Raw genomic sequence first — 24,818 nt, forward strand, 5'->3', positions numbered from 1 at the left:
AAGCTTGGACGGACGGTACTGGCACAGAGGGTGTCAGCGCGGTCACCTCTGGAGGAACGAATGACGACGGCGGAGAATCGCCGTGACGTGTTTTCGACAAGAGGGGCCGCCCGCGGATGAACGACATCGAGCTGACCGCGCTCGGCCTGAGCCCGGCCGAGGAAACGCAGTACCGGTCGTTGGTGGTCGACGGCGGTGCGACCACCGGCGTACTGGCTGCTCGGCTGGGGCTGATTGCCGCCGAAGTGCATGAGGTACTGGACGCGCTGGCGAAGCTTGGGCTGGTCGAGACCGTGCCTTCCGACGACGGTGCGCCGCGGTGGTTCGCGGCACCGCCGGACGTGGCGTTGCACGGGCTGCTCAACTCGCGGCGGCACGAGTTGTCGGTCGCCGAGACGTCGGTCGCCCGGCTGGCGGCGATCTTCCGCAGCGACCTCGGCCAGGCCGCGATCGGTGACCTGGTCGAGGTGGTGCTCGGCGCGACCGCCGTACGGTCCCGCTTCCTGCAGATCCAGCGGGCCGCGCGGCACGAGGTGTGCGCGTTCGTGGACGCCCGGCCGGTGGCGCTGTCCGGCCAGGAGAACGAGGCCGAGGGGGAGGCGCTCGGGCGCGGAGTCCGGTTCCGGGTGGTGATCGAGCGGTCCGCGTTCGAGGCGCCTGGGACGGTGAGCGATGCCGTCGATGCGATCGAGTCGGATGCGCAGGTACGGACCGTGGACCGGGTACCGACCAAGCTGGTCGTCGCGGACGGCACGGTCGCGCTGGTGCCGCTCGCGGTTCGCGGCTACCAGACCGCCGCTCTGGTGATTCGGGCGGCCGGTTTGGTGCAGTCGCTGGTCGCCCTCTTCGAGTCGATCTGGTCGTCCGCCGTACCCATCGGCCTCGGCGACTCCGGCCGTCCGGTCGAGGAGGCGGCCGCGGGTCCGGACGACGCGGACCTCGCCGTACTCGCGCTGATGCTCACCGGCCTCACGGACGATGCTGTCGGCAAACAGCTCGGTATGAGCGGGCGAACCGTCCAGCGCCGCCTCCGCGTCCTGATGGACCTGACCGGCTCCACCTCCCGTATGCAACTCGGCTGGGAAGCCTCCGAACGCGGCTGGGTAACCCGCCGCTCTTGAAGGTCTGTGTCGAATTCGGGGTGAGGTGTTCGACGCAGGAGTGAGTGGCCGCCCATTGGGGCGGCCCCCAGTGCTCAGGGAGAGCTACATGACCGTCACCTACACCTTCGACGTCTACTCCAGCCTCGACGGGTTCGCGTCGTACGACAACGCCGACTGGGGACCGTACTGGGGCAAGCAGGGGCCTGAGTTCCTGGAGCGGCGGGTGGCGTTGTACGGCGAGGCGCAGCGGATGGTGTTCGGGGCGAATACGTTTCGGCAGCTGATGGAGATGATCGGCCCGAGCAAGGTAGCGTCACTCGACCCGGAGCTCGAGCGGATGCGCAGCATGCCGGCCACGGTGCTGTCGGCAACCCTCGACGGCTCCCTCGACTGGCCGGACGCCACCGTCGCGACCGGCGACGCCGTCGAACTGATCGCCCGCCTGAAAGAGGAGTCCGACGTACCACTGCGCTCCCACGGCAGCCTCTCCCTGAACCGCGCCCTGATGGCGGCCGGGCTGGTCGATCGTGTCCAGGTGACGGTCTTCCCGGTGATAGCCGGCCAGACCGGGGTGGAGCCGGTCTTCGAAGACGCCGCCGACTTCGATCTGGAACTCCTCGAATCCCGCACCTTCGACAACCGCACCCAGGAACTCACTTACTGTCCGGCACTTCACGGAGATGTGACTCGCAAGTAACATAACGGGATGAGCCAGGTGCTGGGGTTGTGGGAGCGGTTGCGTGGGGTGCCTGGTAGGGCCAGGGTGTTCTCGTGGGGATTCACCTGGAAGGCGCCGTACTTCCGATCGGTGCGGCCGCGGTTCGTGCAGGTGAGCCCCAACTACGCGGCGCTGACGTTGCCGAAGCGGCGGGCGGTGCTGAACCACATCGGGACCGTGCATGCGATTGCCGTGTGCAACGGTCTCGAGGCGGCGATGGGGGCGCTCGCGGAGGCGACCGTGCCGGCCGGGAAGCGGTGGTTGCCCAAGGGTATGGAGGTTGCGTACCTCGCCAGGTCGACGTCCGACCTGACCTGCTCGGCGGAGACCGATCCGGAGACCTGGACGGCGGGTCCCGACGTACCGGTGAAGGTCAAGGCGATCCGCGACGACGGGACGGTGGTCGTCGAGGGAACAATTCACCTGTGGGTGACGGACAAGAAGACGTAGGGTCTCCGGCGTGACTGAGCTGCGGGTGGTGGACGTCGCCGAGGAACAGCTGGACTCGGTGTGGCAGGTACGGATCCGGTCGTTCGGTCCGGGTGGTGACCGGGAGAAGTGGAAGGAGAACGCACGGAGGTTCGTCGACGATCGGCGGATCCTTGGGGTCGTCGACGGTGACGAGCTGGTCGCGGCGGCACGGATCTGGCCGTTCGAGCAGTGGTGGGGCGGCCGGCGAGTACCGATGGGCGGCGTGGCCGGCGTCGTCGTCGCTCCGGAGTACCGCGGTCGCGGGGTCGGTAGCCTGCTGATGCGCGGGGTGCTGCAGCGCTGCGTCGAGAAGGGGTATCCGCTGACCGGGCTCTATCCGGCGACGACGGTCCTCTACCGGCACCTCGGCTACGAGTTCGCGGGCAGCCGGTACAAGTTCTCCTTCCAGGCGGCCGATCTGCGGACACTCGGCGGCCGGGGTACGGCGGTGCGCCGGGCCGGGGTCGCCGACGCGGACCGGTTCCTCGAGCTGGCGTCGAAGGCGCACGAGGACCGGCGTTCGAACGGTCCACTGATCTGGCCGCGGTCCGAGATCGAGTCGTGGCTCGAGGACGAGGACATGTTCGCGTACGTCGCCGAGGACGGCTTCGTCGTCTACAACTGGTCCGACGGCGCGCTGTCCGTCGACGAGCTGATCGCCGGTTCGGAGGAGACCGCGCGGGCGCTGTGGGCCACGGTCGGCTCGGGATCGTCGATCGCGAAGACCGTGCACGCGTACTGCCCGCCGTACGACCCGATCCACCTGCTCGCCGAGCACGAGGCCGAAGGCGATACCCGGATCAACCACTGGATGCTCCGGCTGATCGACGCCCCGGCGGCGCTGGCAGGACGCGGCTACCCGGACGGCGCCGTACTGGAGGTCGACCTGCGGATCGACGACCCGGAGCTGCCGGCGAACACCGGCGACTGGCACCTGTCGATCACCGGCGGCGGCGCCGAACTGAAGCCGGCCGAGCCATCGGCGGACGCGCTCCGCGTCGGCCCGCGTGGACTGGCCGCGCTGTATGCCGGTACGCCGGCGGCGGTCCTGCGCGGGGCGGGCCTGATCACCGGGGGAGTCGGGCTCGACCCGACGCTGGACCTCGCGTTCGGCGGCCCGGCGCCGTACATGCTCGACTACTTCTAAAGACGGCGCGTCGATTCGGGACTCCGGACGCCTCCGACTAGGGTTGTCGAACAAACGTTCGGAGGTGGCCATGCGGGTGCTCGGCGTCGACCCGGGACTGACCCGGTGCGGCCTCGGCGTCGTCGAGGGTACGCCGGGGAAGCCGCCGGTGATGATCGCCGTCGGGGTGATCCGGACGCCGGCCGAGCTGGACGTGGCCAAGCGACTGGTCCGGATCGAGGCCGAGCTCGACGAGTGGATCGCGAAGTACCAGCCGGACGCGGTCGCGGTCGAGCGGGTGTTCGCGCAGCACAACGTGCGGACCGTGATGGGCACCGCGCAGGCGTCCGGCGTGGCGATGGTGGTGGCCGCCCGGCGCGGGCTGCCGGTCGCGCTGCACACGCCGAGCGAGGTGAAGGCCGCGGTCACCGGATCCGGGCGCGCGGACAAAGAACAGGTGACCACGATGGTGACCCGGATCCTCAAGCTCAGCGAGCGTCCGACGCCGGCCGACGCCGCCGACGCGCTGGCGCTGGCGATCTGTCAGGTCTGGCGTGGCGGCGTGGCGAGCAAACTGCAGCAAGCCGCCACCAGCCGGGCCAACCTCGAAGCGGCCGCGCAGGCGCAGTCCCGGCTGCAGCTGGCGAGGCTGCGGGCCGCGGTGGCGACCCAGCAGGGCAAGCGGTGAGCATGGAAACGGGAGGTTGGCGATGATCGCCTTTGTACGTGGACCGGTGGCGGCAATCGGGATCGACTGCGCCGTGGTCGAGGTCGGCGGTTTGGGCCTGCAGGTGTACTGCGACCCCGGCACGCTGGCGGGTCTGCGCCCGGGGCAGGAGGCCCGGATCGCCACCTCGATGGTGGTCCGTGAGGACTCGCTGACGCTGTACGGGTTCGCGGACGACGACTCGAAGAACCTGTTCGAGCTGCTCCAGACCGCATCCGGCGTCGGCCCGCGGCTGGCCCAGGCCGCGCTCGCGGTGCTCAGCCCGGACCAGCTCCGGCAGGCGGTCGCGACCGAGGATCTCGCCGTACTCGTGAAGGTTCCGGGGATCGGCAAGAAGGGCGCGCAGCGGATCGTGCTGGAGCTGAAGGACAAGATCGGCGCGCCGTCCAGGACCGTGACAGGCCGGCCGCTGCAGGCGCAGGAGGCCTGGCGCGAGCAGGTGCAGGCCGGTCTGGTCGGCCTCGGCTGGTCCGCCCGCGACGCCGAGGACGCCGTCACCGCGGTGTCGCCGCTCGCCGCCGACAACCCGAGCCCGTCCGTTCCCGACCTGCTGCGTGCCGCGCTGCGCGTGCTGTCGAAGGCGTAGCCGATGGAAGACAACGTGCGCCCGTTGGTCTCCGCGGATGCGGTGGACCTCGAGGAACGCAAGATCGAGTCGGCGCTCCGGCCGCGTTCGCTGGCCGAGTTCGGCGGTCAGCGACGGGTGAGCGAGCAGCTCGAACTCGTGCTGCACGCGGCCCGCGGCCGTAACCGCACGCCCGATCACGTGCTGCTCTCCGGGCCGCCAGGCCTCGGAAAGACCACGCTCGCGATGATCATCGCTGCCGAGATGTCCGCGCCGCTGCGTGTCACCAGCGGTCCGGCGATCCAGCACGCCGGCGATCTGGCCGCGATCCTGTCCGGGCTGAGCGAGGGCGAGGTCCTGTTCCTGGACGAGATCCACCGGATGTCCCGGCCCGCGGAAGAGCTGCTGTACATGGCGATGGAGGACTTCCGGGTCGACGTGATCGTCGGCAAGGGCCCGGGCGCCACCGCGATCCCGCTGGAGATCCCGCCGTTCACGCTGGTCGGCGCCACCACCCGGGCCGGGCTGCTGCCGGGGCCGCTGCGGGACCGGTTCGGATTCACCGGGCATCTGGAGTTCTACGAGGCCGCCGAGCTGGAGAAGATCGTGAACCGCTCGGCCGCGCTGCTCGAGGTCGACATCACCCCCGAAGCCGCCACCGAGATCGCCTCCCGGTCCCGCGGTACGCCGCGGATCGCGAACCGGCTGCTCCGCCGGGTCCGCGACTTCGCCGAGGTCCGGGCGGACGGGATCGTCACGCTGGCGCTGTCGAAGGCGGCCCTCGATCTGTACGAGGTCGACAAGATGGGCCTGGACCGGCTGGACCGGTCGGTGCTGGACGCGCTCTGCCGCCGGTTCGGGGGCGGACCGGTCGGTCTTTCCACGCTGGCGGTTGCGGTCGGCGAAGAACGTGAGACCGTGGAGGAAGTAGCGGAACCTTTCCTGGTCCGATCGGGCTACCTGGCCCGGACGCCGCGCGGCCGCGTCGCGACGCCCGCCGCCTGGCGGCACATCGGCCTGAAGGTGCCGAAGGGCGCGACCTTCGCGGACACGCTCTTCGACGCCGACGACGACTGAGGAGTCCAGCCCCGAACTGAACAGCCGGGAACCACTGCCGGCGCCGGAACGTAGACACTCCGTAGCGAGTAACTCAAACGTGACCCGGCGTCATGCGGTAGTTGTTGACGCTCAGGGTTAGACTCCCCGGTGGCCTGACCTCCAGGCCGTTCCGCTGCGACCTGCGCGCTCCTGCAGAGCGTGCCGGACGCCCGTACACCCGACCCGACGAAGGATTCTGAGACCCGATGCAACTCCTCGCCGTACCGATGGCCTCCTCCGGTGGTGGCGGCCTCACGCTGCTGCTGCCGCTGATCCTGATCGTCGGAATGATCTGGTTCATGAGCCGCACGCAGAAGAAGCAGCGCCAGCGCCAGGCGGACACCGTCGCCAAGCTGTCGCCCGGCACCAAGGTGATCACCACCAGCGGCCTGGTCGGCATCGTCGAGGAGACGGACGACGACTACGTCACGCTGGAGATCTCCGAGGGCGTGCTGGTGCAGGTCGTGAAGGCCGCGGTCGGCCGGGTGATCCCGGAGGAGGACGCCGCCGACGACGACACCGCCGCCGCGGACGAGGCGATCACTCCGGAGAAGGTCGACGTACCGGACGCCGGCGGTGAGAAGGCCGACGGCAGGGTGCAGGACACGCCGAAGCTGCCGCCGACGCACACCGAGAACTGATTTCCGTCCCAACGGCCTGCGGCGCGTCGTACCGCGTCCTGTGAAAGATCCAGTGACGGTACGGCGCGCCCGGAAGCACAAAGGTTGAATCTGACGTGGCAACTTCGACTTCCCGCCCCGGGCGGAGCCTGATCACCCTGCTGGTGGTCATCGTTCTGTTGTTCGGGATCATGGCGCTGACCAGGACCTGGAAGCCCAAACTCGGTCTGGACCTGCGCGGTGGCACCACGATCACGCTGACCGCCAAGACGATCGACGGCACCGGCAAGGTCACCGCGGACCAGTTGAACGAGGCGAAGAACATCATCGGCCAGCGGGTCAACGGCGCCGGTGTTGCGGAGTCCGACATCACCACCTCCGGGTCGAACATCATCAACGTCGCCGTCCCGGGTGCCACGAAGGAATCCCTGGTGTCGCAGGTCGGCCAGACCGCCCTGCTGTACTTCCGGATCGTGTACAGCGCGCAGTCGCTCGCGCCGGCTCCGACGCCGACAACGACGCCGAAGCCCGGCACCACGCCGACGCCGAGCGCGACGCCGAAGCCGAGCACGAAGGTGACGCCGAGCGCCACGATCAAGCCGACCGGTACGCCGAAGGGCCGGGCCTGGACGAGCGCACTGGGTCAGGCCACCCCGACGCCGACGCCGAAGGCGAGTACGACGCCCAAGCCGAGTACGCCGCCCGCGACGCCGTCGACCCCGGCCGCGAGCACCGATCCGTTGAAGTACACGCCGGACGCCGCCACCCAGGCGCGGTTCGCGGCCTTCAAGTGCGCGGACAAGGACAAGCAGTCCGACGACCCGAAGCAGCCGCTGTTCTCCTGCGACAAGAGCGGGCAGAACAAGTACCTTCTCGGCCCGGCGATCATGGCGGGCACCGACCTGTCGGACGCCTCGGCCGGCATCCCGCAGAACGGTCTGCAGTGGCAGGTCAACCTGAAGTTCACCGGTCCGGGCGGCGACAAGTTCCTCAAGGCCACCACGGCGATCTCGCAGCGCGGCCAGGGCAACAACCTGTTCGCGATCGTCCTGGACGGCGTGACCATCTCGACCCCGAGCGTCGACAACCCGATCCCGGGCGGTCAGGCGCAGATCACCGGTACCTTCACCGAGTCCGACGCCCGCGACCTGGCGAACGTGCTGAAGTACGGCTCGCTGCCGGTCAAGTTCGAGATCTCCTCGGTCGACACGGTGTCGCCGCAGCTCGGTGGTGACCAGCTCTCGGCCGGCATCTGGGCCGGTATCGCCGGTCTGGCGCTCGTCGTGATCTTCTGCTTCCTGTACTACCGCGGCCTCGGCCTTGTCGTGGTGCTGTCGCTGCTCGCGGCCGGCCTCCTCACCGGCAGCCTGGTGATACTGCTCGGCAAGGCGATCGGGTTCACGCTGACCCTGGCCGGTATCGCCGGTCTGATCGTCGCGGTCGGTATCACCGCGGACTCGTTCATCATCTACTTCGAACGACTCCGCGACGAGGTCCGTGAAGGCCGCAGCCTGCGGTCGTCGGTGGAGACCGGCTGGGCGCGGGCGAAGCACACGATCATCGCGGCCGACTCGATCTCGCTGCTGGCCGCGATCGTGCTGTACGTGCTCGCGATCGGCAGCGTCCGCGGCTTCGCGTTCACCCTCGGCCTGACCACGCTGATCGACCTGGTCGTGGTCTTCCTGTTCACGAAGCCGGTCGTCACGTTGCTGGCCCGGACCGACTTCTTCGGCCACGGGCACAAGCTGTCCGGCCTGGATCCGGAGCATCTCGGCGTCGAGCGACTACCCGGACAGACGAAACCGTCGGCCCGGCCGCGTCGGACGCCGTCGTCGCGCAAGCCGGTCGGAGGGGAGGTCTGATGTCGAAGCTCGGACAGATCGGTGCGAGGCTGCACCGCGGCGAGGTTTCGTACGACTTCATCGGCCACCGCAAGTTCTGGTTCAGCCTCTCGGCGGTGCTGGTCATCGTCTCGCTGGCGGGCCTGTTCGCCCGCGGTCTGGCGCTCGGTATCGAGTTCCGCGGCGGTGTCGAGTACGAGGCGAACGTCAAGGTCACCAACAGCACGGTCGACGACTTCACCAACACCGTGAAGGCCACCAACGCCAAGGGCCTCGGCGACCCGGTCGTCACCACGATCAACAACCAGAAGGTCCGGGTCCAGACCAAGCCGCTCGACCAGACCGACATCGGCCGGGTTCGGGACGCGATCGGCAAGGAGGCCGGGATCCCGGCCGAGCAGGTCACGTCGCAGCAGATCGGCGCCTCCTGGGGCAAGCAGATCGCCGACAAGGCGGTCCTGGCGCTGATCGTGTTCCTGGTCCTGGTGTTCGCGGTGATCTGGCTGTACTTCCGCGAGGCGAAGGCGTCGGCGGCGGCGATCATCGCGCTGGTGCACGACGTCACGATCACGGTCGGCGTGTATGCGCTGGTCGGTTTCGACGTCACGCCGGCGACGGTCATCGGCGTACTGACGATCCTCGGTTACTCGCTGTACGACACGGTCGTCGTGTACGACAAGGTCCGCGAGAACACCCGGGGGATCACCGGGTCGAACCGGTTCACGTACTCGGACGCGACCAACCTGGCGGTCAACCAGACCGTGGTCCGGTCGATCAACACCACGGTCACCGCACTGCTGCCGGTCGGCGCGATCCTGGTCGTCGGCACCGTTGTGCTCGGCACCGGTCCGCTGAAGGACCTGTCGCTGGCGCTGTTCGTCGGTATCGCGATCGGCGCGTACTCGTCGATCTTCATCGCCCCGTCGTTGCTCGCGGTCTTCAAGGAGCGGGAGCCCGCGATGCAGGCGCTGAGCAAGCGCGTCGCGGCGAAGAAGGTCCAGGCTGCGAAGGCGGCTGCGGCTCCGGCCGAGCCTGCGACCGCCGGTGCGCCGGCGGACGCGGCGGCACGTTCGGTCGTCCAGGACGCGCCGCGGAAGGCGGACCGGGCGACCGGTTCCGCGCCGGCGGCGTCGACCCGGCCGATGAAGGCGGCGGCCGCCGGGCGTCCGCAGCCGACCCGCAAGCCGCGCTCGAAGCGCGGTAAGTGATGCGCTCACTGGAGCAGGTGCTCGCGGACGGTGTCCGCGACATCCCGGACTACCCGCAGCCCGGGGTGGTGTTCAAGGACATCACCCCGCTGCTGGCCGACCACACCGGTTTCGGCCAGGTGGTGGAGGCGCTGGCCGCGGCCGGCACCGACGACGACGGCAGGCCGGTGGTCGACAAGGTGGTCGGGATCGAGGCGCGCGGGTTCATCCTCGCCGCCCCGGTCGCGCTCGCCCTCGGCGCCGGGTTCGTCCCGGTCCGGAAGAAGGGCAAGCTGCCGGCCCCGACGTACGAGGAGTCGTACGCGCTGGAGTACGGCGAGGCGACCATCGAGGTGCACCAGGACGCGTTCGCGCCGGGGGACCGGGTGCTGGTCATCGACGACGTACTCGCGACCGGCGGGACCGTCGAGGCGTGCCTGCGGCTGATCCGCCGCTGCGGCGCGGAGGTCGTCGGTACGGCGGTGCTGCTGGAGTTGTCGTTCCTGCCGGGCCGCAAGCGTCTCGAGGGCGAGCAGGTCAGCGCACTGCTGACGGTGTAATAACCGATACACTCTCCGCAGCCGTCGGGTGACCCGGCGTGTTGTCCACAGGCGGGTCCGCCTGGTTGGACGAAGGCCTCTAGACTGGTGGCCTGTCGGCGGAGGGACACAAACGTGGGCGAAGACCCGGCGATGACATCTGCGGTGCCGAACGCCGTACCGCAGGAGCCCCCGCGCGCGCCGTCACCGGTGCGGCCGGCTCCGGCGTCACCGCCGCCTGCCACCCAGCCGCCGCGGATCGCGCCGGCCCGGGTCCGGGCCCGGCTCGCCCGCCTCGGCGGCACCCGGCACCCGAACCGGGCACCGATGCTCGAGCCGCTGTTCCGGGTGGTCCGCGCGACCCACCCGAAGGCCGACCTCGCGATGATCGAGCGCGCCTACCGGACCGCGGAGAAGTACCACACCGGCCAGATGCGGAAGAGCGGCGACGCGTACATCACGCATCCGCTCGCGGTCGCGACCATCCTCGCCGAGCTCGGTATGACCGCGACCACGCTGTGCGCCGCGCTGCTGCACGACACCGTCGAGGACACGCCGTACACGGTGGAGGACCTGACCCGCGACTTCGGCGAAGAGATCGCCATGCTCGTCGACGGCGTCACCAAGCTCGACAAGGTGCGGTACGGCGAGTCCGCGCAGGCCGAGACGATCCGCAAGATGGTCGTCGCGATGTCCAAGGACATCCGGGTGCTGGTGATCAAGCTGTCCGACCGGCTGCACAACATGCGGACGCTCGGGTCGCTGCGCCAGGAGAAGCAGGAGCGGATCGCCCGCGAGACGCTGGAGATCTACGCCCCGCTGGCGCACCGCCTCGGTATGAACACGATCAAGTGGGAGCTCGAGGACCTGGCGTTCTCGACCCTGCACCCGAAGGTGTACGACGAGATCGTCCGGCTGGTCGCCGAGCGGGCGCCGTCCCGCGACGAGTACCTGGCGACGGTGATCGACCAGGTGCACGAGGACCTGCGCTCGGCCAAGGTGAAGGCCACCGTCACCGGCCGGCCGAAGCACTACTACTCGATCTACCAGAAGATGATCGTCCGTGGTCGCGAGTTCGGCGACATCTACGACCTGGTCGGCATCCGGGTCCTGGTCGACTCGGTCCGGGACTGCTACGCCGCCCTCGGCATCATGCACGCGCGCTGGAACCCGGTCCCCGGCCGGTTCAAGGACTACATCGCGATGCCGAAGTTCAACATGTACCAGTCGCTGCACACCACGGTGATCGGCCCGCAGGGCAAGCCGGTGGAGCTGCAGATCCGGTCGTTCTCGATGCACCGGCGCGCGGAGTACGGCATCGCCGCGCACTGGAAGTACAAGGAGGACCCGAGCTCCGCGGTGCCGGCCACGACGAGCGCCGAGATCGGCGGGCCGAACGACATGCCCTGGGTGCGGCAGCTCGTCGACTGGCAGCGCGAGACGTCGGACCCGTCGGAGTTCCTGGACTCGCTGCGCTTCGAGATCAACAACGCCGAGGTGTATGTCTTCACCCCGCGAGGTGACGTGATGTCGCTGCCGACCGGGTCGTCGCCGGTCGACTTTGCCTATGCCGTGCACACCGAGGTCGGGCACCGCTGTATCGGTGCTCGCGTCAACGGCCGGCTGGTGCCGCTGGAGAGCACGCTGGAGAACGGCGACGTCGTCGAGGTCTTCACCTCGAAGGCGCAGGGCGCCGGGCCGTCGCGCGACTGGCTGACGTTCGTCAAGAGCCCGCGCGCGCGGAACAAGATCAAGCACTGGTTCTCCAAGGAGCGCCGCGACGAGGCGATCGAGCAGGGCAAGGACGCGATCGCGAAGCAGCTCCGCAAGGAGGGCCTGCCGCTGCAGCGCCTGCTGTCCCACGAGACCCTGACTGCGGTCGCCAACTCCCTGCGGTATCCGGACGTCACCGGGCTGTACGCCGCCGTCGGCGAGCAGCACGTCAGCGCACAGGCCGTCGTACGGCGGCTGATCGAGACGTACGGCGGGGAGGAGGGCGCGGCCGAGGACCTGTCCGAGGGCGTCCGGCTCCCGGCGAGCCGCGAGCGGCGCAAGCGGACGGCCCGTGGCGACGCGGGTGTCATCGTCAAGGGCGCCACCGACGTGCTGTCGAAGCTGGCGCGCTGCTGTACGCCGGTGCCGGGCGACGAGATCATCGGCTGGGTTACGCGTGGTGCGGGCGTCTCGGTGCACCGTGCCGACTGCGCGAACGTGGAGAACCTGCAGACCCAGCCCGAGCGGATCGTCGAGGTCGAATGGGCCCCGACCGCCCAGTCCGTGTTCCTGGTCGCGATCCAGGTCGAGGCCCTGGACCGTGCCCGCCTGCTGTCGGACATCACCCGGGTGCTGTCCGACTACCACGTGAACATCCTGTCCGCGGCGCTGACCACCACCCGCGACCGGATCGCCAAGTCCCGCTTCACCTTCGAAATGGGCGACCCGACGCACCTCGGTCACGTGCTGAAGGCGGTCAGATCGGTCGAGGGCGTCTTCGACGTCTACCGCGTCACGCAGTAGTTCCCGCCTGCGCGGTTTGTGGGGGCGGGGACACTGCGACTATGAGACGCCGTGTATTTCTGATCGCGGGTGCTGGGCTGCTGGCGGGGTGCAGCGATTCGTCGGCCCAGAACCACCCGAGTCCGTCTCCCTCGTCCACCGCTCCGCCGTCCAGCGCTGTGCCGTTGACCGCGTCGCCGTCCACCGCGTCGCCGTCTCCTACGTCTCCGGTTCGGACGCCGACGCCTATTGCTACGCCTACGCCTAGGGTTGCGCTGCCGGCGGTGCGCGCCTGGGTGCCCGGGCCGGGGGAGATCGAGCCTCAGGTGAAGCGGGCGGCTGTCGCGGCGGTGGTGAAGCTGTTGCAGCCGACCGATACGCGGGCGGTGATCGAGGTGATCGACGCGCAGTACGGCGGCATCTTGAGCGACTCGGCGAGCGTGCTGGTGCCTTGCCGGGTGTACTCGATGAGAGCGAACCGTTTGATCACTGGCGGTACTACGGTCGACGTACGGCTGAGCAAATCGGCGCAGGGGAAGTGGCGGGTGACTGCGACCCACCCGGCGCAGCCCGGGGCGCCGGTTGCGGGTCTTTCGAGTGCGGCGCGGCAGGTGCTGGCCAGTCAGCAGATCACGTTGCCGCCGGCATCCGCTGCGGATATCCGGTCGGGGCAGGTGCACGACAGCGTGCTGACGACGATGCTCGAGCTGGCGAAGACGTACCGGATCGGCATCAGCGTGATCCGCTCCGGCCATCCGCTGGATGTCTTCGGCACCAATCGGCCCAGCGATCACCCGCGGGGACGGGCGTTCGACACCTGGCAGATCAACGGCCACGCGGTCGTGTCCCCGTCCACGCCGCAGTCACTCGTCACGTCGTACATGCGTGCCGCCGACTCCCTCGGCTCGTACAACGTTGGCGGTCCCTATCAACTCTCCGGCGCGGCGTTCTTCTCCGACAACACCCACCACGACCACGTCCACGCCGGCTTCCGTAGCTAATCCCACTCCCAGGCGATCCCGACCGTGCCCGGAGCCGCGGACGGCTCGATGACGTGGACGCGGGCGTCGGGGGTGAGCATCAGTTCGCGGTGGACGAGGTTGGGGCCGAGAGTGTGGCCGCGGCGGATCTCGTACACGCGGACCGGTAGCGCGGACCGGTCGAACTGGACCTCCAGCACGTAGTGCGTCCCGCCCCACTCGCTGAACCGCTGGTAGTCCGTGGCCGGCAGCCCGTTGCGGTCATCGATCTCGTACCGTACGACGGCGGTCTCGCCGACCGCGAGCACCCGGTCGAGCAGCAGTTCGCCGAGCAACGCACCCGCCTCGGGGGAGCGGGCGATCCGGCCGGTGCGGCAGCCGCTCAGCGCGCGGAGTGCGAGCCGTTCGGCGTCGCACCCGGGCTCACCCTGGTGCGCGATGATCAACCGATCGACCGGCTGTACGGCGACCACGCTCTGGCAGACTCGCCGCGTCTGCGCGTTCCGCTCCGCTCCGACCTGTACCTCTTCGAGCACCGTGACGTTGCGCAACCGCCCGTGGGCGTCCCGGCGGAGCCGGTCGAGCAGCCGGGTCAGGGTCTCCGCGTAGTCCACCACGGCGTACGGCTGAGTGTCCGGCTCGGTGCGCGGCGGCGGGATGCGTACGGTCAGCCAGCCCGGCGGCACCTCCAAGAGCTCCTCCAGCGCCGTCACGGTCGCCAGCGAGTCCTCCCGCGGGACCCGGCGCCCGCTCTGCCAGGTGCTGAGCGTGGCCACGCCGACGTGCAGGCCGCGGTCCGCGAGGTGCGTGCGGATCCTGTTCAGGGCCAGGCCGCGACGGGCGATCGCCTGCCGGAGCGCGTCCGCGAACGACGCCTCAGGAGTCACTGCAGGGACCGATGCTTGGACGGATTTCATCATGGGCCCTCCCTGGCGGAAGTGTAAACGTTCACACCACCGTCCGGCACTGGCCAGTCACACACTGTTCACGCGAGCGTGCCGTTCACACCGCCGTACGGGCGTTCGCCGAACGCTTGCCGCACCGCCGCCGCCTCCTGACGATGGACTCCGCCCATCACGCACGCAGTACCTCGCGAAGGAGGACACATGCGCAGGCTCCGCCCCAGCCGCTCCTGGTCGTTGCTTCTGGCCACGATCCTCGGGCTCGTCATGCTGGCACCGCTCGCACCGCCGGCCACCGCCGCCCCGTCCAGCTACTACCTGAACGTCACCGGCCAGTCCCAGCAGAAGTCGAACTGGTGCTGGGCGGCGAGTGGCAACAGCATCGCCGCGTTCTACGGCTACGCGTACAGCCAGAACCAGTTCTGCAACCTCGCCTTCGGCTACTCGACGAACGGCACCTGCCCGAACAACCAGGCCACCCTCGGCAACGACCAGACCGCGTTCCGGGCGATCGGGATCAGCACCGGCAGCTACGTCTCCGGAACGCTCGCCTTCGGCACCCTCGTCACCGAGGTCGCCGCCGGCCGCCCGGTGATGACGCGGATCGGCTGGACCTCGGGCGGCGGTCACATGATGGACATCATCGGCTACGACTCCTCGGACTCGACGATCGAGTACTACGACCCGTGGCCGGACGACCAGCGGTACAACTACTCGACGTACAGCTGGTACCAGTCCAACTCGCAGTTCACCTGGACCCACTCCCTGTACCGGATCGGAGCCTGACATGCGCGGCCCGAAGAACGTCCTGCTCCGCGGCGCCGCCGTACTCGCCGCCGGCCTCGGTTTCGCCGTCGCCGGTGCCGGTCTCGCGGGCGCTGCCGGTCCGCAGCCGGTGGCGCCGAACGAGTTGTCCAAGGCAACTACCGCGGCGCGGTCGGCGACCGCTCTGAGTCTGCTCGGGAAGGCCGGTGGTACGGCGAAAGCGGCAGCGACGATTGCTCAGGACACGCATCCGATCTACGCCCTGAACGCCGCATTCGTGCGGGACGCGTCGGCGCCGGTTGCCACGTTCTGGTACGCGGCGACGAGCGCCTCCGCGGGTGGCAAGTCGTTGACGGTCTACACGACTCCTGACGGTCATGGCGGATGGCAGGCGGTGAATGTTGCTTCTGGCAACACCGAGTCGCGGATGGTGGCTGCCGCGGGTGGTGCGACGCTCTTCACCGAGCCGCAGCTGGGTGCTTGGTACGCGCTGACGGCGACCCAGGTGCGGCCGCTGAATCCGTCCGCGGTGAAGTCGATCGGGTCCAAGCCGATTGGCATCGCGGCGTACCAGGACCTGGTCTCCCATCGGTACTCCGACAAGCTGCCCGGCTCGCACTACAACGACCTGGGCACCGCGGGCGGGTATGACACCGCCCAATCGTCAACGGCTGCCGTAGCGGTCGCGCAGGCGGCGCCCACCCACGACCTCGTCCTCCCGATCGCGGCGGCGGGCGGAGGGGCTGCTGTAGGACTCGTGCTCCTCGTACGTCGTCGTTCGCGGCTGCCGGAGCACGGCTCCGGCTCGACGATGTCCGGCTCCAGCCGCTGAAGGTTCGGGGCTGAAGCTCCGCCCGGTTCGCCGTACCAGCCCCTCGGTGCGGTGGACCGGGCGGTTGGCACGATGGCGGAATGCCTTTTCCGGACGAGCTGGGTGCCGCCGTTGCCGTCGTCGAGTACGACCCGGGGTGGCCGGCCGAGTTCGCCGCCCTCGCCGAGCGCATTGAGGCTGCGCTCGGCGACCGGGCACTCGCAGTCGACCACACCCGCTTCGCCCTACGCTTCCGCGACTACCTCCGCGCAGACCCAGCCGCCCGCGACGCCTGGGGCGCCTTCAAACAACGCCTGGCCCAGTCGGTCCCCAACCTCACCGACGACGGCCAAATCAAAGCCCCCGCCACCACCCTCCTCATGCGCTCCGCCGAACCCTGGTCCACCCAAACCAACTGGACCGTCGCCTAAATGCACCCGCGTCGTCGAGTCGTGGATATTGGTGGTCAAACACCGCCAGGATCCACGACTCGCGGTTGACGGGGCCAACCAATCGCCACGACTCGGCGTGACCCCGGGCGAGCAGCCTCGCTCCGCGCGACAGCCGGCCGGCAAGAAGGGCTCGGGAGCCGGACCGACGCGTCCGGGTCGCCTCGGCACCACCGTCATCGCGACGATGATCGTGGTCGCCGGCCTGCTGACCCTGCGACGCCGCCCGCCGCCGGGCGTTGGTGGGGGCCGGGGACAGGTACTGGTGACAGGAGACAGGCAATACCAGGTCCTAGCCCACGACAACCTGTCTCACGACCCCGAGTCCGCACGACCATCACCCGCACACCGGACAGACACGACCATCACCCGCACGGCGGACAGAAGAGCCGGGCATGGTGGGTGTTACCAGCGGCGGGGGAGGCGCGGGTGTTGGCAGAGGAAGCTGCCGACGGCTAGTTCTAGGGCTGGGTAGGAGCCCCAGAGGTCGGGGCGGCGGACGGGGATGATGTGCCAGCCGAGGGTGTCGAGTTCGGTGCGGCGGGTTTCGTCTTTCAGTTGTTGTTTGGTGGAGGAGTGCCAGGCGTCACTGTCGTACTCCAGCCCCAGCCGCCGCCCGTCGACCGGCCGCTCCGGGTAACCGACGTCGAGCCAGTAGGTACGACCGTTGCCTGTCACGCGGACCTGCGGTTCGGGGCGGCCGAAGCCGGCGTCGATCAGACGGAGGCGGAGCCAGGACTCGGCGGGGGATGCCGCGCGGCGGTCGGCCCAGCGCAGGATGTCCTGGCCCTGGCGGTAGCCGACGTGCTGTTCGTACGTGGCCGACGCGGCCCGGAGGGCGAACAGGTCGGCCTTACCGGTCCTCAGGAACGCGTCCACCGCGGACAGGGCGAACGGGCGGTGGAGCCGCATCGCGATCTCGACCGCGGTCGCGATCGGGCTGGTGGCGCGTAGGCCGTACACGTCCACCTCGTCGCGCGCCTTGCGCGTCCACTGCGCTTCCATGAGCTCCGCAGGCCCGAGCGCGGTCGTGTCGAGCCCGTGCAGCCACGCGGCGGCCGCGCCACACACCACCGCGTCCGGCGGCGTCAGCAGACGCAGCGCGTCGGCTCGCAGCTGCGGCGAATCAGGAATGCGGACGTCGACGTACACGTCCTTCAGCACCGGGCGAATCTCGCCCAGCCCAAGGAGCCATTTGAGTTTGCGGCCTACTTGGTGGCGGCGGAAGGGGAGGCCGCTCCAGTAGTAGGGGAGGTCAGCGGGGAGCATCGGATCAGGATGACTGAGATCCGTTGTGGGGGTTCGGAGTTGTCCACAGCCTGTTAGCTGAAGTCGGTCAGGGCGTTCTGGGCCTGGGTGAGCCATTCGCGGCGGGCGGCGACGGCTTCGCGGGCCTCGGTGGCCTTGCGGGTGTTGCCCTGGGACTCGAACTTGGCGGCCTGCTTCTCCAGGTCGGTGATCAGCGACTGGAGCTGCTTGACGGTGGCCTCGGCGCGGGCGCGGGCCTCCGGGTTGCTGCGGTTCCAGACCTCGTCCTCGGCGGACTTGACGGCCTGCTCGACGGCGCGCAGGCGGCTGTCGATCGCGCGCATCGAGTCCCGCGGGACCTTGCCGATCTGGTCCCAGCGGTCCAGGTGGTCGCGGAGCTGCTCACGGGCCGTCCGCGCGTCCTCGACCGGCAGGATGCCTTCGATCTCGACGAGCAGTGCTTCCTTGGCCTTGAGGTTCTCCACCTGTTCGGCGTTCTCCTCGGCCTGTACGGCGTCCCGTGCGCCGAAGAACAGGTCCTGCGCGGCCCGGAAGCGCGCCCAGAGCTTGTCGTCGACCTCGCGCGGCGCCGGGCCGGCGGCCTTCCACTGCCGCATCAGGTCCCGGAAGCGGCCGGACGTCAGGCCCCACTCGTTCGAGGATGCGAGCGACTCGGCCTCGGCGGCCAGCCGCTCCTTCACCACGGCGGCCTCCTCCCGCTTGGAGGACAGCTCCGCGAAGTGCTGCTTGCGATGCCGCGTGTACGTCGTCCGTGCCGAGGAGAAGCGGTGCCACAGCTCGTCGTCCGACGACTTGTCCAGCCGGGGGAGGGCCTTCCACTCGTCCAGCAGCTCGCGCAGTCGGGTGACGCCGTGCCGCCAGTCGGTACCGCCCGCGATCGTCTCGGCCTCGGTGGCGATCTTGGTCTTCGCGGACCGCGCCTCTTCGACCTTCGCCGCGCGCTCGGCCTTGCGGCGTTCGCGCTGCTGGGCGACGAGCGGCGCGAGCGCGTCCAACCGGGCCCGCAGGCCGTCCAGGTCGCCGACCGCCTGGGCGTCCTCGAGCGAGCTGCCCACCTTCTTGACCGCGGCGCGTGCGTCGTCCGGCGACACCGTGCCGGCCTGGACACGCTGCTCGAGCAGCTCGACCTCGAACGCCAGCGCGTCGTAGCGGCGGGTGTAGAAGGCGAGCGCCTCCTCGGGGTTGGCGTCCGGCCACTGGCCGACCGACCGTTCACCGTCCTTCGTCCGTACGAAGACCGTTCCGTCCTCGGCTACCCGGCCCCAGTTCTCTCCGGCCACAACTCGCCCCTTCCGGCGGTATGCACTGCGCTCGTGCCCATTCTGGCCAGTCCCCGGTCCAACCGCGCGAACAGGGGCCGCCTGGGCGCGTCGAGCCGCTTCACTCGACGCCTATCCCTGAACAATCACAAACTCCCAGCTCAGGCGCAACGGGGTTGGATCACAATCCGGTTCGATATCAGTAGATCCCGACCGGTAGCCTTGGTGGGTCCCGAACCCTGTTCCAGGAAGGTCTGTCGTGCTCATCGCCGGGTTCCCCGCGGGTGCGTGGGGTACGAACTGCTATGTCGTCGCCACCGGCCAGGGCGCGGAGTGCATCGTCGTCGACCCCGGGATGGACGCGGCCGCGGGCGTCGAGCAGGTCGTCCGGGAGAACAAGCTGAAGCCGGTCGCGGTGCTGCTCACGCACGGTCACATCGACCACATGGCCTCGGTGCTGCCGGTCTGCGGGACGTACGACGCGACCGCCTGGATCCACCCCGACGACCGGCACCTGCTCGCCGATCCGATGGCCGGTGTCAGCCCGGAGACCGCCCGGATGCTGCTCGGCGGCGACCACTCGTTCGCCGAGCCCGACGACGTGTCCGAGCTGAAGGACGGCCAGGGCCTGGAGCTTGCGGGCCTGAGGTTCACCGTCGACCACACCCCCGGCCACACCCGGGGCTCGGTCACGTTCACCACGCCGTACGACGGGCCCCAAGACGTGCCCGCGGTGCTGTTCTCCGGTGACGTGTTGTTCGCCGGGTCGATCGGCCGGACGGATCTGCCAGGCGGCGACCATCCGGCGATGCTGCATACGTTGGCCACCAAGATCCTGCCGATGCGCGACGAGATCGTCGTCCTGCCGGGGCATGGTGGCCAGACCACGATCGGCCGGGAGAAGGCGACCAACCCCTACTTGCAGGACCTGGAGATACCAACACCATGAGCAAGGCCAAATAGATGAAACTCAGTCCACTCAGCGGGTTCCCCGAATTCCTGCCGTCGGACCGGATCGTCGAGCTGCAGTTCCTCGACACGATCCGGGAGACGTTCGAGCTGCACGGGTTCGCGTCGATCGAGACCCGCGCGGTCGAGCCGGTCGAGCGGCTGTCCAACCAGGGCGAGGACGCCGACAAGGAGATCTACGGCGTACGGCGGCTGGCGGCGAACGCGGACGAGGACGCGGCGCTGGGCCTGCACTTCGACCTGACCGTGCCGTTCGCGCGGTACGTGCTGGAGCACAGCGGCAAGCTGGTCTTCCCGTTCCGGCGCTACCAGATCCAGAAGGTGTGGCGCGGCGAGCGGCCGCAGGAGGGCCGGTACCGCGAGTTCACGCAGGCGGACATCGACATCATCGACAGCGGCGAGCTGCCGTTCCACTACGAGGTCGAGCTGCCGCTGGTGATCGCGGACGCGTTCCGCAAGCTGCCGATCCCGCCGTTCCGGATCCAGGTGAACACCCGGCAGATCCCCGAGGGGTTCTACCGCGGCCTCGGGATCGAGGACATCACCGGCACACTCCGGATCGTCGACAAGCTGGACAAGATCGGTCCGGACAAGGTGACCGAGCTGCTCACCGGGGCCGGCCTGTCCGCGGAGACGGCCAAGCAGGTACTGCGGCTCGCCGAGATCTCGAGCACCGACGCGTCGTTCGCCGATCAGGTCCGTGCGCTCGGGGTGCAGCACGAGATCCTGGACGAGGGGCTCGAGCGGCTGTCGCAGATCATGACGGCGGCGAACGAGCACGCTCCGGGGCTGCTGGTCGCCGACCTGAAGATCGCGCGCGGGCTCGACTACTACACGGGCACGGTGTACGAGACCCAGTTGATCGGGGACGAGGGGTACGGGTCGATCTGTTCGGGTGGGCGGTACGACTCGCTCGCGTCCGACGGTAAGACGACGTACCCCGGGGTCGGCATCTCGATCGGGGTGTCGCGGTTGGTGCACCGGCTGATCAGCAAGGGGTTGCTGAGCGCGAATCGCCGTACTCCGACGGCTGTACTGATCGCCCTGAACTCGGAAGACGACCGGGCGGAGGCCATGCGGACCGCGATTCAGTTGCGGGGGCGGGGGATCGCGGTGGAGGTCGCGCCGGCCGCCGCCAAGTTCGGCAAGCAGATCAAGTTCGCCGATCGGCGCGGGATTCCGTTCGTCTGGTTCAGTACCGGGAACGGGCCCGAGGTGAAGGACATCCGCAGCGGCGAGCAGGTCCCGGCCGACGCCGCCACCTGGACCCCGCCCGCAGAAGACCTACGACCAAGTATCAGCACGCAAGAGGAGAACTCGTGATCCGTAACCGTTCCGCAGGTTCGCTGCGCGCATCCGACGCCGGCGAGACCGTGATCCTGGCGGGCTGGGTGGCGCGGCGGCGCGATCACGGCGGCGTGGCGTTCATCGACCTGCGCGACTCGTCCGGGACCGTCCAGGTCGTCATCCGCGACGAGGACGCCGCGCACGGCCTGCGGTCGGAGTTCTGCCTGAAGATCGTCGGCGAGGTGTCGCCGCGCCCGGAGGGCAACGCGAACCCGAACCTGCCGACCGGCGAGATCGAGGTGATCGCGACCGAGGTCGAGGTGCTGAACGAGGCCGCCCCGCTGCCGTTCCCGGTCGAGGAGCACCACGCGACCCCGGTGAACGAGGAGATCCGGCTCAAGTACCGGTACCTCGACCTGCGCCGCCAAGGCCCGGGTGCGGCGATCCGCCTGCGCAGCAAGGTCAACCAGGCCGCCCGAGCGGTGCTGGCCGGCCATGACTTCGTCGAGATCGAGACGCCGACGCTGACCAAGTCGACGCCGGAAGGCGCCCGCGACTTCCTGGTCCCGGCTCGCCTGCAGCCGGGCAGCTGGTACGCGCTGCCGCAGTCGCCGCAGCTGTTCAAGCAGCTGCTGATGGTGGCCGGTATGGAGCGGTACTACCAGATCGCCCGCTGCTACCGCGACGAGGACTTCCGCGCCGACCGGCAGCCGGAGTTCACCCAGCTCGACATCGAGATGAGCTTCGTCGACCAGGACGACGTGATCGCGCTCGCCGAGGAGATCCTGGCCGCGCTCTGGAAGCTCGTCGGGTACGACGTGCAGACGCCGATCCCGCGGATGACCTACGGCGAGGCGATGGCCCGCTTCGGCTCCGACAAGCCGGATCTGCGGATGGGCCTCGAGCTCGTCGAGTGCACGGAGTACTTCAAGAACACCCCGTTCCGGGTCTTCCAGGCGCCGTACGTCGGTGCCGTGGTGATGCCGGGTGGTGCCGACCAGCCTCGCAAGCAGCTGGACGCTTGGCAGGAGTGGGCCAAGCAGCGCGGCGCTCGCGGGCTGGCTTATGTGCTGGTCGGTCAGGACGGCGAGCTGGCCGGGCCGGTCGCGAAGAACCTGTCCGAGGAGGAGCGCGCGGGCCTCGCCGACCACGTCGGTGCGAAGCCGGGTGACTGCATCTTCTTCGCCGCGGGTCCGGTCAAGACGTCGCGGGCGCTGCTCGGCGCGGCCCGGCTGGAGATCGGCCGCCGTGGCGGGCTGATCGACGAGTCGGCGTGGTCGTTCGTGTGGGTCGTGGACGCGCCGCTGTTCGAGCCGGCCGACGAGGCGACCGCCGCTGGTGACGTCGCGGTCGGGTCCGGCGCGTGGACCGCCGTACACCATGCCTTCACGTCGCCGAAGCCGGACTCGATGGAGACGTTCGACACCGATCCAGGTTCGGCGCTGGCGTACGCGTACGACATCGTCTGCAACGGCAACGAGATCGGCGGCGGGTCGATCCGTATCCACCGCGAGGACGTGCAGAAGCGGGTCTTCAAGGTGATGGGCCTGACCGACGAGGAGGCGACCGAGAAGTTCGGCTTCCTGCTCGACGCGTTCAAGTTCGGCGCGCCGCCGCACGGCGGGATCGCGTTCGGCTGGGACCGGATCACCGCCCTGCTCGCCGGCACCGAGTCGATCCGGGACGTGATCGCGTTCCCGAAGTCCGGCGGCGGCTTCGACCCGCTGACCGCGGCGCCGGCCCCGATCACGCCGGAGCAGCGCAAGGAAGCGGGTGTGGACGCGAAACCTGAGAAGGGTTGAGCAATCCCGGGTTTGGGAGGAAACTGGCGGTGTCGTGAAGATGCTCAGTTAGCTTTTCACGGCGACCGCCCTCTCCTACCGCCCCGGGAGTGCTCATGCGTCGTATCCTTCTTGCCCTTCTCGTCGGCTTCGGACTCACCGTCGCTGCGGTGGCCCCGGCGTACGCGACTGTTTTCCAGACGTACGGCAGCGGCGTGAACGTCCGCGCCGACGCCTATCTGTCCTCCGCCGTGGTCCGCACCCTCAACGGGCCGACGCCGATCGACGTCGACTGCCAGAAACACGGCGACCGGGTCAGCAACTCGGACGGGACCAGCGAGTGGTGGGCGCACGTGCCCGCGCTCGGCGGTTACGTGACGCTCGTGTACGTCGCGATCCCCGAGGACAAGCTGCCCGGCGTACCGGAGTGCGGCGTCGACAACCCGCCGCCGGCCGGTGACGTCACGCTCGCCGACGTGCAGGCGATGTTCGGCACCCGGATCGCGAACCCGTCGGTCGTCGAGACCGGCCTCCCGTCGCTCAACCAGGCGATGCGGGACGCGCAGATCAACACGCCGTACCGGAAGGCGGCGTTCCTCGCGACCCTGGTGCACGAGTCGCGGCTGGAGTACAACATCCGCGAGATCGGCGACACCCGGCTGTACGGCGGCCGCGGGTACATCCAGCTGACCGGCGACTTCAACTACGGGCCGGCCGGTCAGTACCTGGGGATCGACCTGCTCGGCAACCCGGACCTCGCGTTGTCGCTGCAGTGGAGCGCGCCGATCGCCCGCTGGTACTGGACCGTTGCCCGGAGCATCAATCCGTACGCCGACAACCTGGACATGGGCCGGGTGAACGCCGCGATCGGGTACCCGGCCGGCGCGGAGGACCAGCGGCGCTGCGACTCGTTCAAGAACGCGCTGCGGTACCTCACCGGCTCGGTCCCGGCCGGTGTCGTCTGCACCCGCCCGGCCGCGCTCAAGGGCGACACGAGCGAACTCACCCGCACCCAGTTCGACACCCTCGCCAAGCAGGGCGGCGGCCTCGGCTGACCGATGGCGGCCGGACCCGCGCACGGGGGTCCGGCCGCGCTTCAGCTGAGCTGGGCGCGGACCCACATCCTGTCGGGGGAGAGGTAGCCGGTGCGGTGCAGGCCGGCCTCGGCGAGCTGGGTCGCGAGTTCGTCCTCGGAGAGGTACTTGGTGACGATGCGCTGGGACCAGGAGCGGCCGTGGACGATGTGGGTCAGGGTCGCGGCCTGGGCACCGCCGGGAAGGTCCTCGACATCGGCGATCACCAGTTTGCGGCGGTCGTCCTCCAGTACGGCGGGAGCGTGGCGGGCGATCTCCTGCTGGAGGACGACCGACCCGCCGGGGCGGACGTGGTGCGCGCAGGTCCGCAGCAGGCGGAGGCGTTCGGCGTCGTCGGCGACGTTGACCAGGAACGACATCATCAGCACGACGTCGAACCGCCGGTCCAGGCGCAGTTCGTCGATCGTCGAGCAGACCGTCTCGGTTTCGGTCACCCGCGCGACCATCTCCGGCGACTCGTCGACCGCGACCACCTGATGGCCGCGGGCGAGCAGCGGGCGGGTGATCCGCCCGGTGCCGCAGCCGAGCTCGAGGATGCTGCTCCGCGGCGCGATCGCGGCGTCGATCAGCTCGTCCTCGCCGTGCGCCGGCGTGACCTCGTACAGCTCGACCGCACTGCCGTCCCGCGTGTGCGCCCCCGGCCCGGTACCGCCCTGTCCGACTCTCATACGCCCGATGCTCCGGTCGCCCGCCGGAGCGCCGCCAGTCTTTCGGTACGAACCGAAAGTACCTAAGCTTTCCCGGTGAGCGTCGTACCGGCT

At 69.4% G+C, this 24,818-nt stretch carries 25 protein-coding genes; 21 read left to right on the plus strand and 4 right to left on the minus strand.

Going from position 1 to position 24,818, the window contains the following annotated elements:
* Positions 1–116 precede the first annotated feature (116 nt).
* The 14 genes from JOF29_RS15920 (at position 117) to JOF29_RS15985 (ending at position 13,492) form a co-directional block, all read left to right on the plus strand.
* Positions 117–1,121 (plus strand): helix-turn-helix domain-containing protein, encoded by a 1,005-nt coding sequence (locus tag JOF29_RS15920; protein ID WP_209694972.1) that lies wholly within the window; start codon positions 117–119, stop codon positions 1,119–1,121.
* 88 nt (positions 1,122–1,209) lie between these two features.
* The gene (locus JOF29_RS15925) at positions 1,210–1,800 is read left to right on the plus strand and encodes a dihydrofolate reductase family protein (RefSeq protein ID WP_209694973.1); all 591 of its coding nucleotides are present in this window, start codon (positions 1,210–1,212) and stop codon (positions 1,798–1,800) included.
* Between the two features lie 9 nt (positions 1,801–1,809).
* The gene (locus JOF29_RS15930) at positions 1,810–2,271 is read left to right on the plus strand and encodes a hotdog fold domain-containing protein (RefSeq protein WP_209694974.1); all 462 of its coding nucleotides are present in this window, start codon (positions 1,810–1,812) and stop codon (positions 2,269–2,271) included.
* Between the two features lie 10 nt (positions 2,272–2,281).
* Positions 2,282–3,439: a GNAT family N-acetyltransferase gene (locus JOF29_RS15935; RefSeq protein WP_209694975.1), complete on the plus strand. Its 1,158-nt coding sequence runs from the start codon at positions 2,282–2,284 to the stop codon at positions 3,437–3,439.
* A 70-nt stretch (positions 3,440–3,509) separates the two neighbouring features.
* Entirely contained in the window at positions 3,510–4,106 is a 597-nt protein-coding gene (gene ruvC / locus JOF29_RS15940; protein ID WP_209696154.1) for a crossover junction endodeoxyribonuclease RuvC, read from the plus strand.
* 22 nt (positions 4,107–4,128) lie between these two features.
* The gene (gene ruvA, locus JOF29_RS15945) at positions 4,129–4,731 is read left to right on the plus strand and encodes a Holliday junction branch migration protein RuvA (RefSeq protein WP_209694976.1); all 603 of its coding nucleotides are present in this window, start codon (positions 4,129–4,131) and stop codon (positions 4,729–4,731) included.
* 3 nt (positions 4,732–4,734) lie between these two features.
* Entirely contained in the window at positions 4,735–5,787 is a 1,053-nt protein-coding gene (ruvB, locus tag JOF29_RS15950; protein WP_209694977.1) for a Holliday junction branch migration DNA helicase RuvB, read from the plus strand.
* A 227-nt stretch (positions 5,788–6,014) separates the two neighbouring features.
* A complete protein-coding gene (yajC, locus tag JOF29_RS15955; RefSeq protein WP_209694978.1) occupies positions 6,015–6,449 on the plus strand; it encodes a preprotein translocase subunit YajC in 435 nt (144 codons plus the stop codon).
* A 95-nt stretch (positions 6,450–6,544) separates the two neighbouring features.
* Complete coding sequence (gene secD / locus JOF29_RS15960) at positions 6,545–8,290, plus strand: protein translocase subunit SecD (RefSeq protein ID WP_372446292.1); 1,746 nt, start codon at positions 6,545–6,547, stop codon at positions 8,288–8,290.
* The gene (secF, locus tag JOF29_RS15965; protein ID WP_209694979.1) at positions 8,290–9,477 is read left to right on the plus strand and encodes a protein translocase subunit SecF; all 1,188 of its coding nucleotides are present in this window, start codon (positions 8,290–8,292) and stop codon (positions 9,475–9,477) included. Before secD ends, secF begins: the two co-directional genes overlap by 1 nt.
* Complete coding sequence (locus JOF29_RS15970; RefSeq protein ID WP_209696156.1) at positions 9,477–10,016, plus strand: adenine phosphoribosyltransferase; 540 nt, start codon at positions 9,477–9,479, stop codon at positions 10,014–10,016. Before secF ends, JOF29_RS15970 begins: the two co-directional genes overlap by 1 nt.
* A 132-nt stretch (positions 10,017–10,148) precedes the next feature.
* Positions 10,149–12,512 carry a RelA/SpoT family protein gene (locus tag JOF29_RS15975; protein ID WP_372446293.1) on the plus strand — a complete coding sequence of 788 codons (2,364 nt, stop codon included), beginning with the start codon at positions 10,149–10,151 and terminating at the stop codon, positions 12,510–12,512.
* 88 nt (positions 12,513–12,600) lie between these two features.
* A complete protein-coding gene (locus JOF29_RS15980) occupies positions 12,601–12,759 on the plus strand; it encodes a hypothetical protein (protein ID WP_209694980.1) in 159 nt (52 codons plus the stop codon).
* A 16-nt stretch (positions 12,760–12,775) separates the two neighbouring features.
* Complete coding sequence (locus JOF29_RS15985; RefSeq protein WP_307863373.1) at positions 12,776–13,492, plus strand: hypothetical protein; 717 nt, start codon at positions 12,776–12,778, stop codon at positions 13,490–13,492.
* Here the strand turns inward: JOF29_RS15985 and JOF29_RS15990 are convergent.
* A complete protein-coding gene (locus JOF29_RS15990) occupies positions 13,489–14,391 on the minus strand; it encodes a hypothetical protein (RefSeq protein WP_209694981.1) in 903 nt (300 codons plus the stop codon). The two genes, JOF29_RS15985 and JOF29_RS15990, sit on opposite strands and share 4 nt — an antisense overlap.
* Before the next feature lie 186 nt (positions 14,392–14,577).
* Here JOF29_RS15990 and JOF29_RS15995 point away from each other — a divergent pair, with 186 nt between their 5' ends.
* From JOF29_RS15995 to JOF29_RS44520, 3 genes are all read left to right on the plus strand, one after another.
* Positions 14,578–15,159, plus strand: coding sequence for a papain-like cysteine protease family protein (locus tag JOF29_RS15995; RefSeq protein WP_209694982.1), 582 nt, complete (start codon positions 14,578–14,580; stop codon positions 15,157–15,159).
* A gap of 1 nt (position 15,160) precedes the next feature.
* The gene (locus tag JOF29_RS16000; protein ID WP_209694983.1) at positions 15,161–15,970 is read left to right on the plus strand and encodes a hypothetical protein; all 810 of its coding nucleotides are present in this window, start codon (positions 15,161–15,163) and stop codon (positions 15,968–15,970) included.
* Positions 15,971–16,050: 80 nt separating this feature from the next.
* Positions 16,051–16,380, plus strand: a complete 330-nt coding sequence (locus tag JOF29_RS44520) for a GrpB family protein (protein ID WP_209694984.1) — start codon at positions 16,051–16,053, stop codon at positions 16,378–16,380.
* Positions 16,381–16,803: 423 nt separating this feature from the next.
* On the opposite strand, the gene JOF29_RS16010 is transcribed toward JOF29_RS44520, so the two are convergent.
* Together JOF29_RS16010 and JOF29_RS16015 are read right to left on the minus strand one after the other, a co-directional pair.
* Positions 16,804–17,667: a type IV toxin-antitoxin system AbiEi family antitoxin gene (locus JOF29_RS16010; RefSeq protein WP_209694985.1), complete on the minus strand. Its 864-nt coding sequence runs from the start codon at positions 17,665–17,667 to the stop codon at positions 16,804–16,806.
* 53 nt (positions 17,668–17,720) lie between these two features.
* Entirely contained in the window at positions 17,721–18,947 is a 1,227-nt protein-coding gene (locus JOF29_RS16015) for a DUF349 domain-containing protein (protein WP_209694986.1), read from the minus strand.
* A 238-nt stretch (positions 18,948–19,185) separates the two neighbouring features.
* Here JOF29_RS16015 and JOF29_RS16020 point away from each other — a divergent pair, with 238 nt between their 5' ends.
* The 4 genes from JOF29_RS16020 (at position 19,186) to JOF29_RS16035 (ending at position 24,018) form a co-directional block, all read left to right on the plus strand.
* Complete coding sequence (locus tag JOF29_RS16020) at positions 19,186–19,875, plus strand: MBL fold metallo-hydrolase (RefSeq protein WP_209694987.1); 690 nt, start codon at positions 19,186–19,188, stop codon at positions 19,873–19,875.
* 14 nt (positions 19,876–19,889) lie between these two features.
* Entirely contained in the window at positions 19,890–21,218 is a 1,329-nt protein-coding gene (gene hisS / locus JOF29_RS16025) for a histidine--tRNA ligase (protein WP_209694988.1), read from the plus strand.
* Positions 21,215–22,984, plus strand: a complete 1,770-nt coding sequence (gene aspS / locus JOF29_RS16030) for an aspartate--tRNA ligase (protein ID WP_209694989.1) — start codon at positions 21,215–21,217, stop codon at positions 22,982–22,984. Before hisS ends, aspS begins: the two co-directional genes overlap by 4 nt.
* A gap of 95 nt (positions 22,985–23,079) precedes the next feature.
* Complete coding sequence (locus JOF29_RS16035) at positions 23,080–24,018, plus strand: glycoside hydrolase family 19 protein (RefSeq protein WP_209694990.1); 939 nt, start codon at positions 23,080–23,082, stop codon at positions 24,016–24,018.
* A 41-nt stretch (positions 24,019–24,059) separates the two neighbouring features.
* Here JOF29_RS16035 and JOF29_RS16040 read toward each other — a convergent pair whose 3' ends face one another.
* Positions 24,060–24,725 carry a class I SAM-dependent methyltransferase gene (locus JOF29_RS16040; protein ID WP_209694991.1) on the minus strand — a complete coding sequence of 222 codons (666 nt, stop codon included), beginning with the start codon at positions 24,723–24,725 and terminating at the stop codon, positions 24,060–24,062.
* Positions 24,726–24,818: the final 93 nt, after the last annotated feature.

Origin of the sequence: Kribbella aluminosa, from assembly GCF_017876295.1 — a bacterium.
In the GTDB taxonomy this organism is placed as follows: domain Bacteria; phylum Actinomycetota; class Actinomycetes; order Propionibacteriales; family Kribbellaceae; genus Kribbella; species Kribbella aluminosa.

What these genes read in the sequence shown, in the direction of transcription:
- JOF29_RS15920 (WP_209694972.1), top strand. Translation starts at nt 117, where the DNA reads ATGAACGACATCGAGCTGACCGCGCTCGGCCTGAGCCCGGCCGAGGAA.
- JOF29_RS15925 (WP_209694973.1), top strand. Translation starts at nt 1,210, where the DNA reads ATGACCGTCACCTACACCTTCGACGTCTACTCCAGCCTCGACGGGTTC.
- JOF29_RS15930 (WP_209694974.1), top strand. Translation starts at nt 1,810, where the DNA reads ATGAGCCAGGTGCTGGGGTTGTGGGAGCGGTTGCGTGGGGTGCCTGGT.
- ruvC (WP_209696154.1), top strand. Translation starts at nt 3,510, where the DNA reads ATGCGGGTGCTCGGCGTCGACCCGGGACTGACCCGGTGCGGCCTCGGC.
- ruvA (WP_209694976.1), top strand. Translation starts at nt 4,129, where the DNA reads ATGATCGCCTTTGTACGTGGACCGGTGGCGGCAATCGGGATCGACTGC.
- ruvB (WP_209694977.1), top strand. Translation starts at nt 4,735, where the DNA reads ATGGAAGACAACGTGCGCCCGTTGGTCTCCGCGGATGCGGTGGACCTC.
- yajC (WP_209694978.1), top strand. Translation starts at nt 6,015, where the DNA reads ATGCAACTCCTCGCCGTACCGATGGCCTCCTCCGGTGGTGGCGGCCTC.
- secF (WP_209694979.1), top strand. Translation starts at nt 8,290, where the DNA reads ATGTCGAAGCTCGGACAGATCGGTGCGAGGCTGCACCGCGGCGAGGTT.
- JOF29_RS15970 (WP_209696156.1), top strand. Translation starts at nt 9,477, where the DNA reads ATGCGCTCACTGGAGCAGGTGCTCGCGGACGGTGTCCGCGACATCCCG.
- JOF29_RS15975 (WP_372446293.1), top strand. Translation starts at nt 10,149, where the DNA reads ATGACATCTGCGGTGCCGAACGCCGTACCGCAGGAGCCCCCGCGCGCG.
- JOF29_RS15990 (WP_209694981.1), bottom strand. Translation starts at nt 14,391, where the DNA reads ATGATGAAATCCGTCCAAGCATCGGTCCCTGCAGTGACTCCTGAGGCG.
- JOF29_RS15995 (WP_209694982.1), top strand. Translation starts at nt 14,578, where the DNA reads ATGCGCAGGCTCCGCCCCAGCCGCTCCTGGTCGTTGCTTCTGGCCACG.
- JOF29_RS16000 (WP_209694983.1), top strand. Translation starts at nt 15,161, where the DNA reads ATGCGCGGCCCGAAGAACGTCCTGCTCCGCGGCGCCGCCGTACTCGCC.
- JOF29_RS44520 (WP_209694984.1), top strand. Translation starts at nt 16,051, where the DNA reads ATGCCTTTTCCGGACGAGCTGGGTGCCGCCGTTGCCGTCGTCGAGTAC.
- JOF29_RS16010 (WP_209694985.1), bottom strand. Translation starts at nt 17,667, where the DNA reads ATGCTCCCCGCTGACCTCCCCTACTACTGGAGCGGCCTCCCCTTCCGC.
- hisS (WP_209694988.1), top strand. Translation starts at nt 19,890, where the DNA reads ATGAAACTCAGTCCACTCAGCGGGTTCCCCGAATTCCTGCCGTCGGAC.
- JOF29_RS16035 (WP_209694990.1), top strand. Translation starts at nt 23,080, where the DNA reads ATGCGTCGTATCCTTCTTGCCCTTCTCGTCGGCTTCGGACTCACCGTC.
- JOF29_RS16040 (WP_209694991.1), bottom strand. Translation starts at nt 24,725, where the DNA reads ATGAGAGTCGGACAGGGCGGTACCGGGCCGGGGGCGCACACGCGGGAC.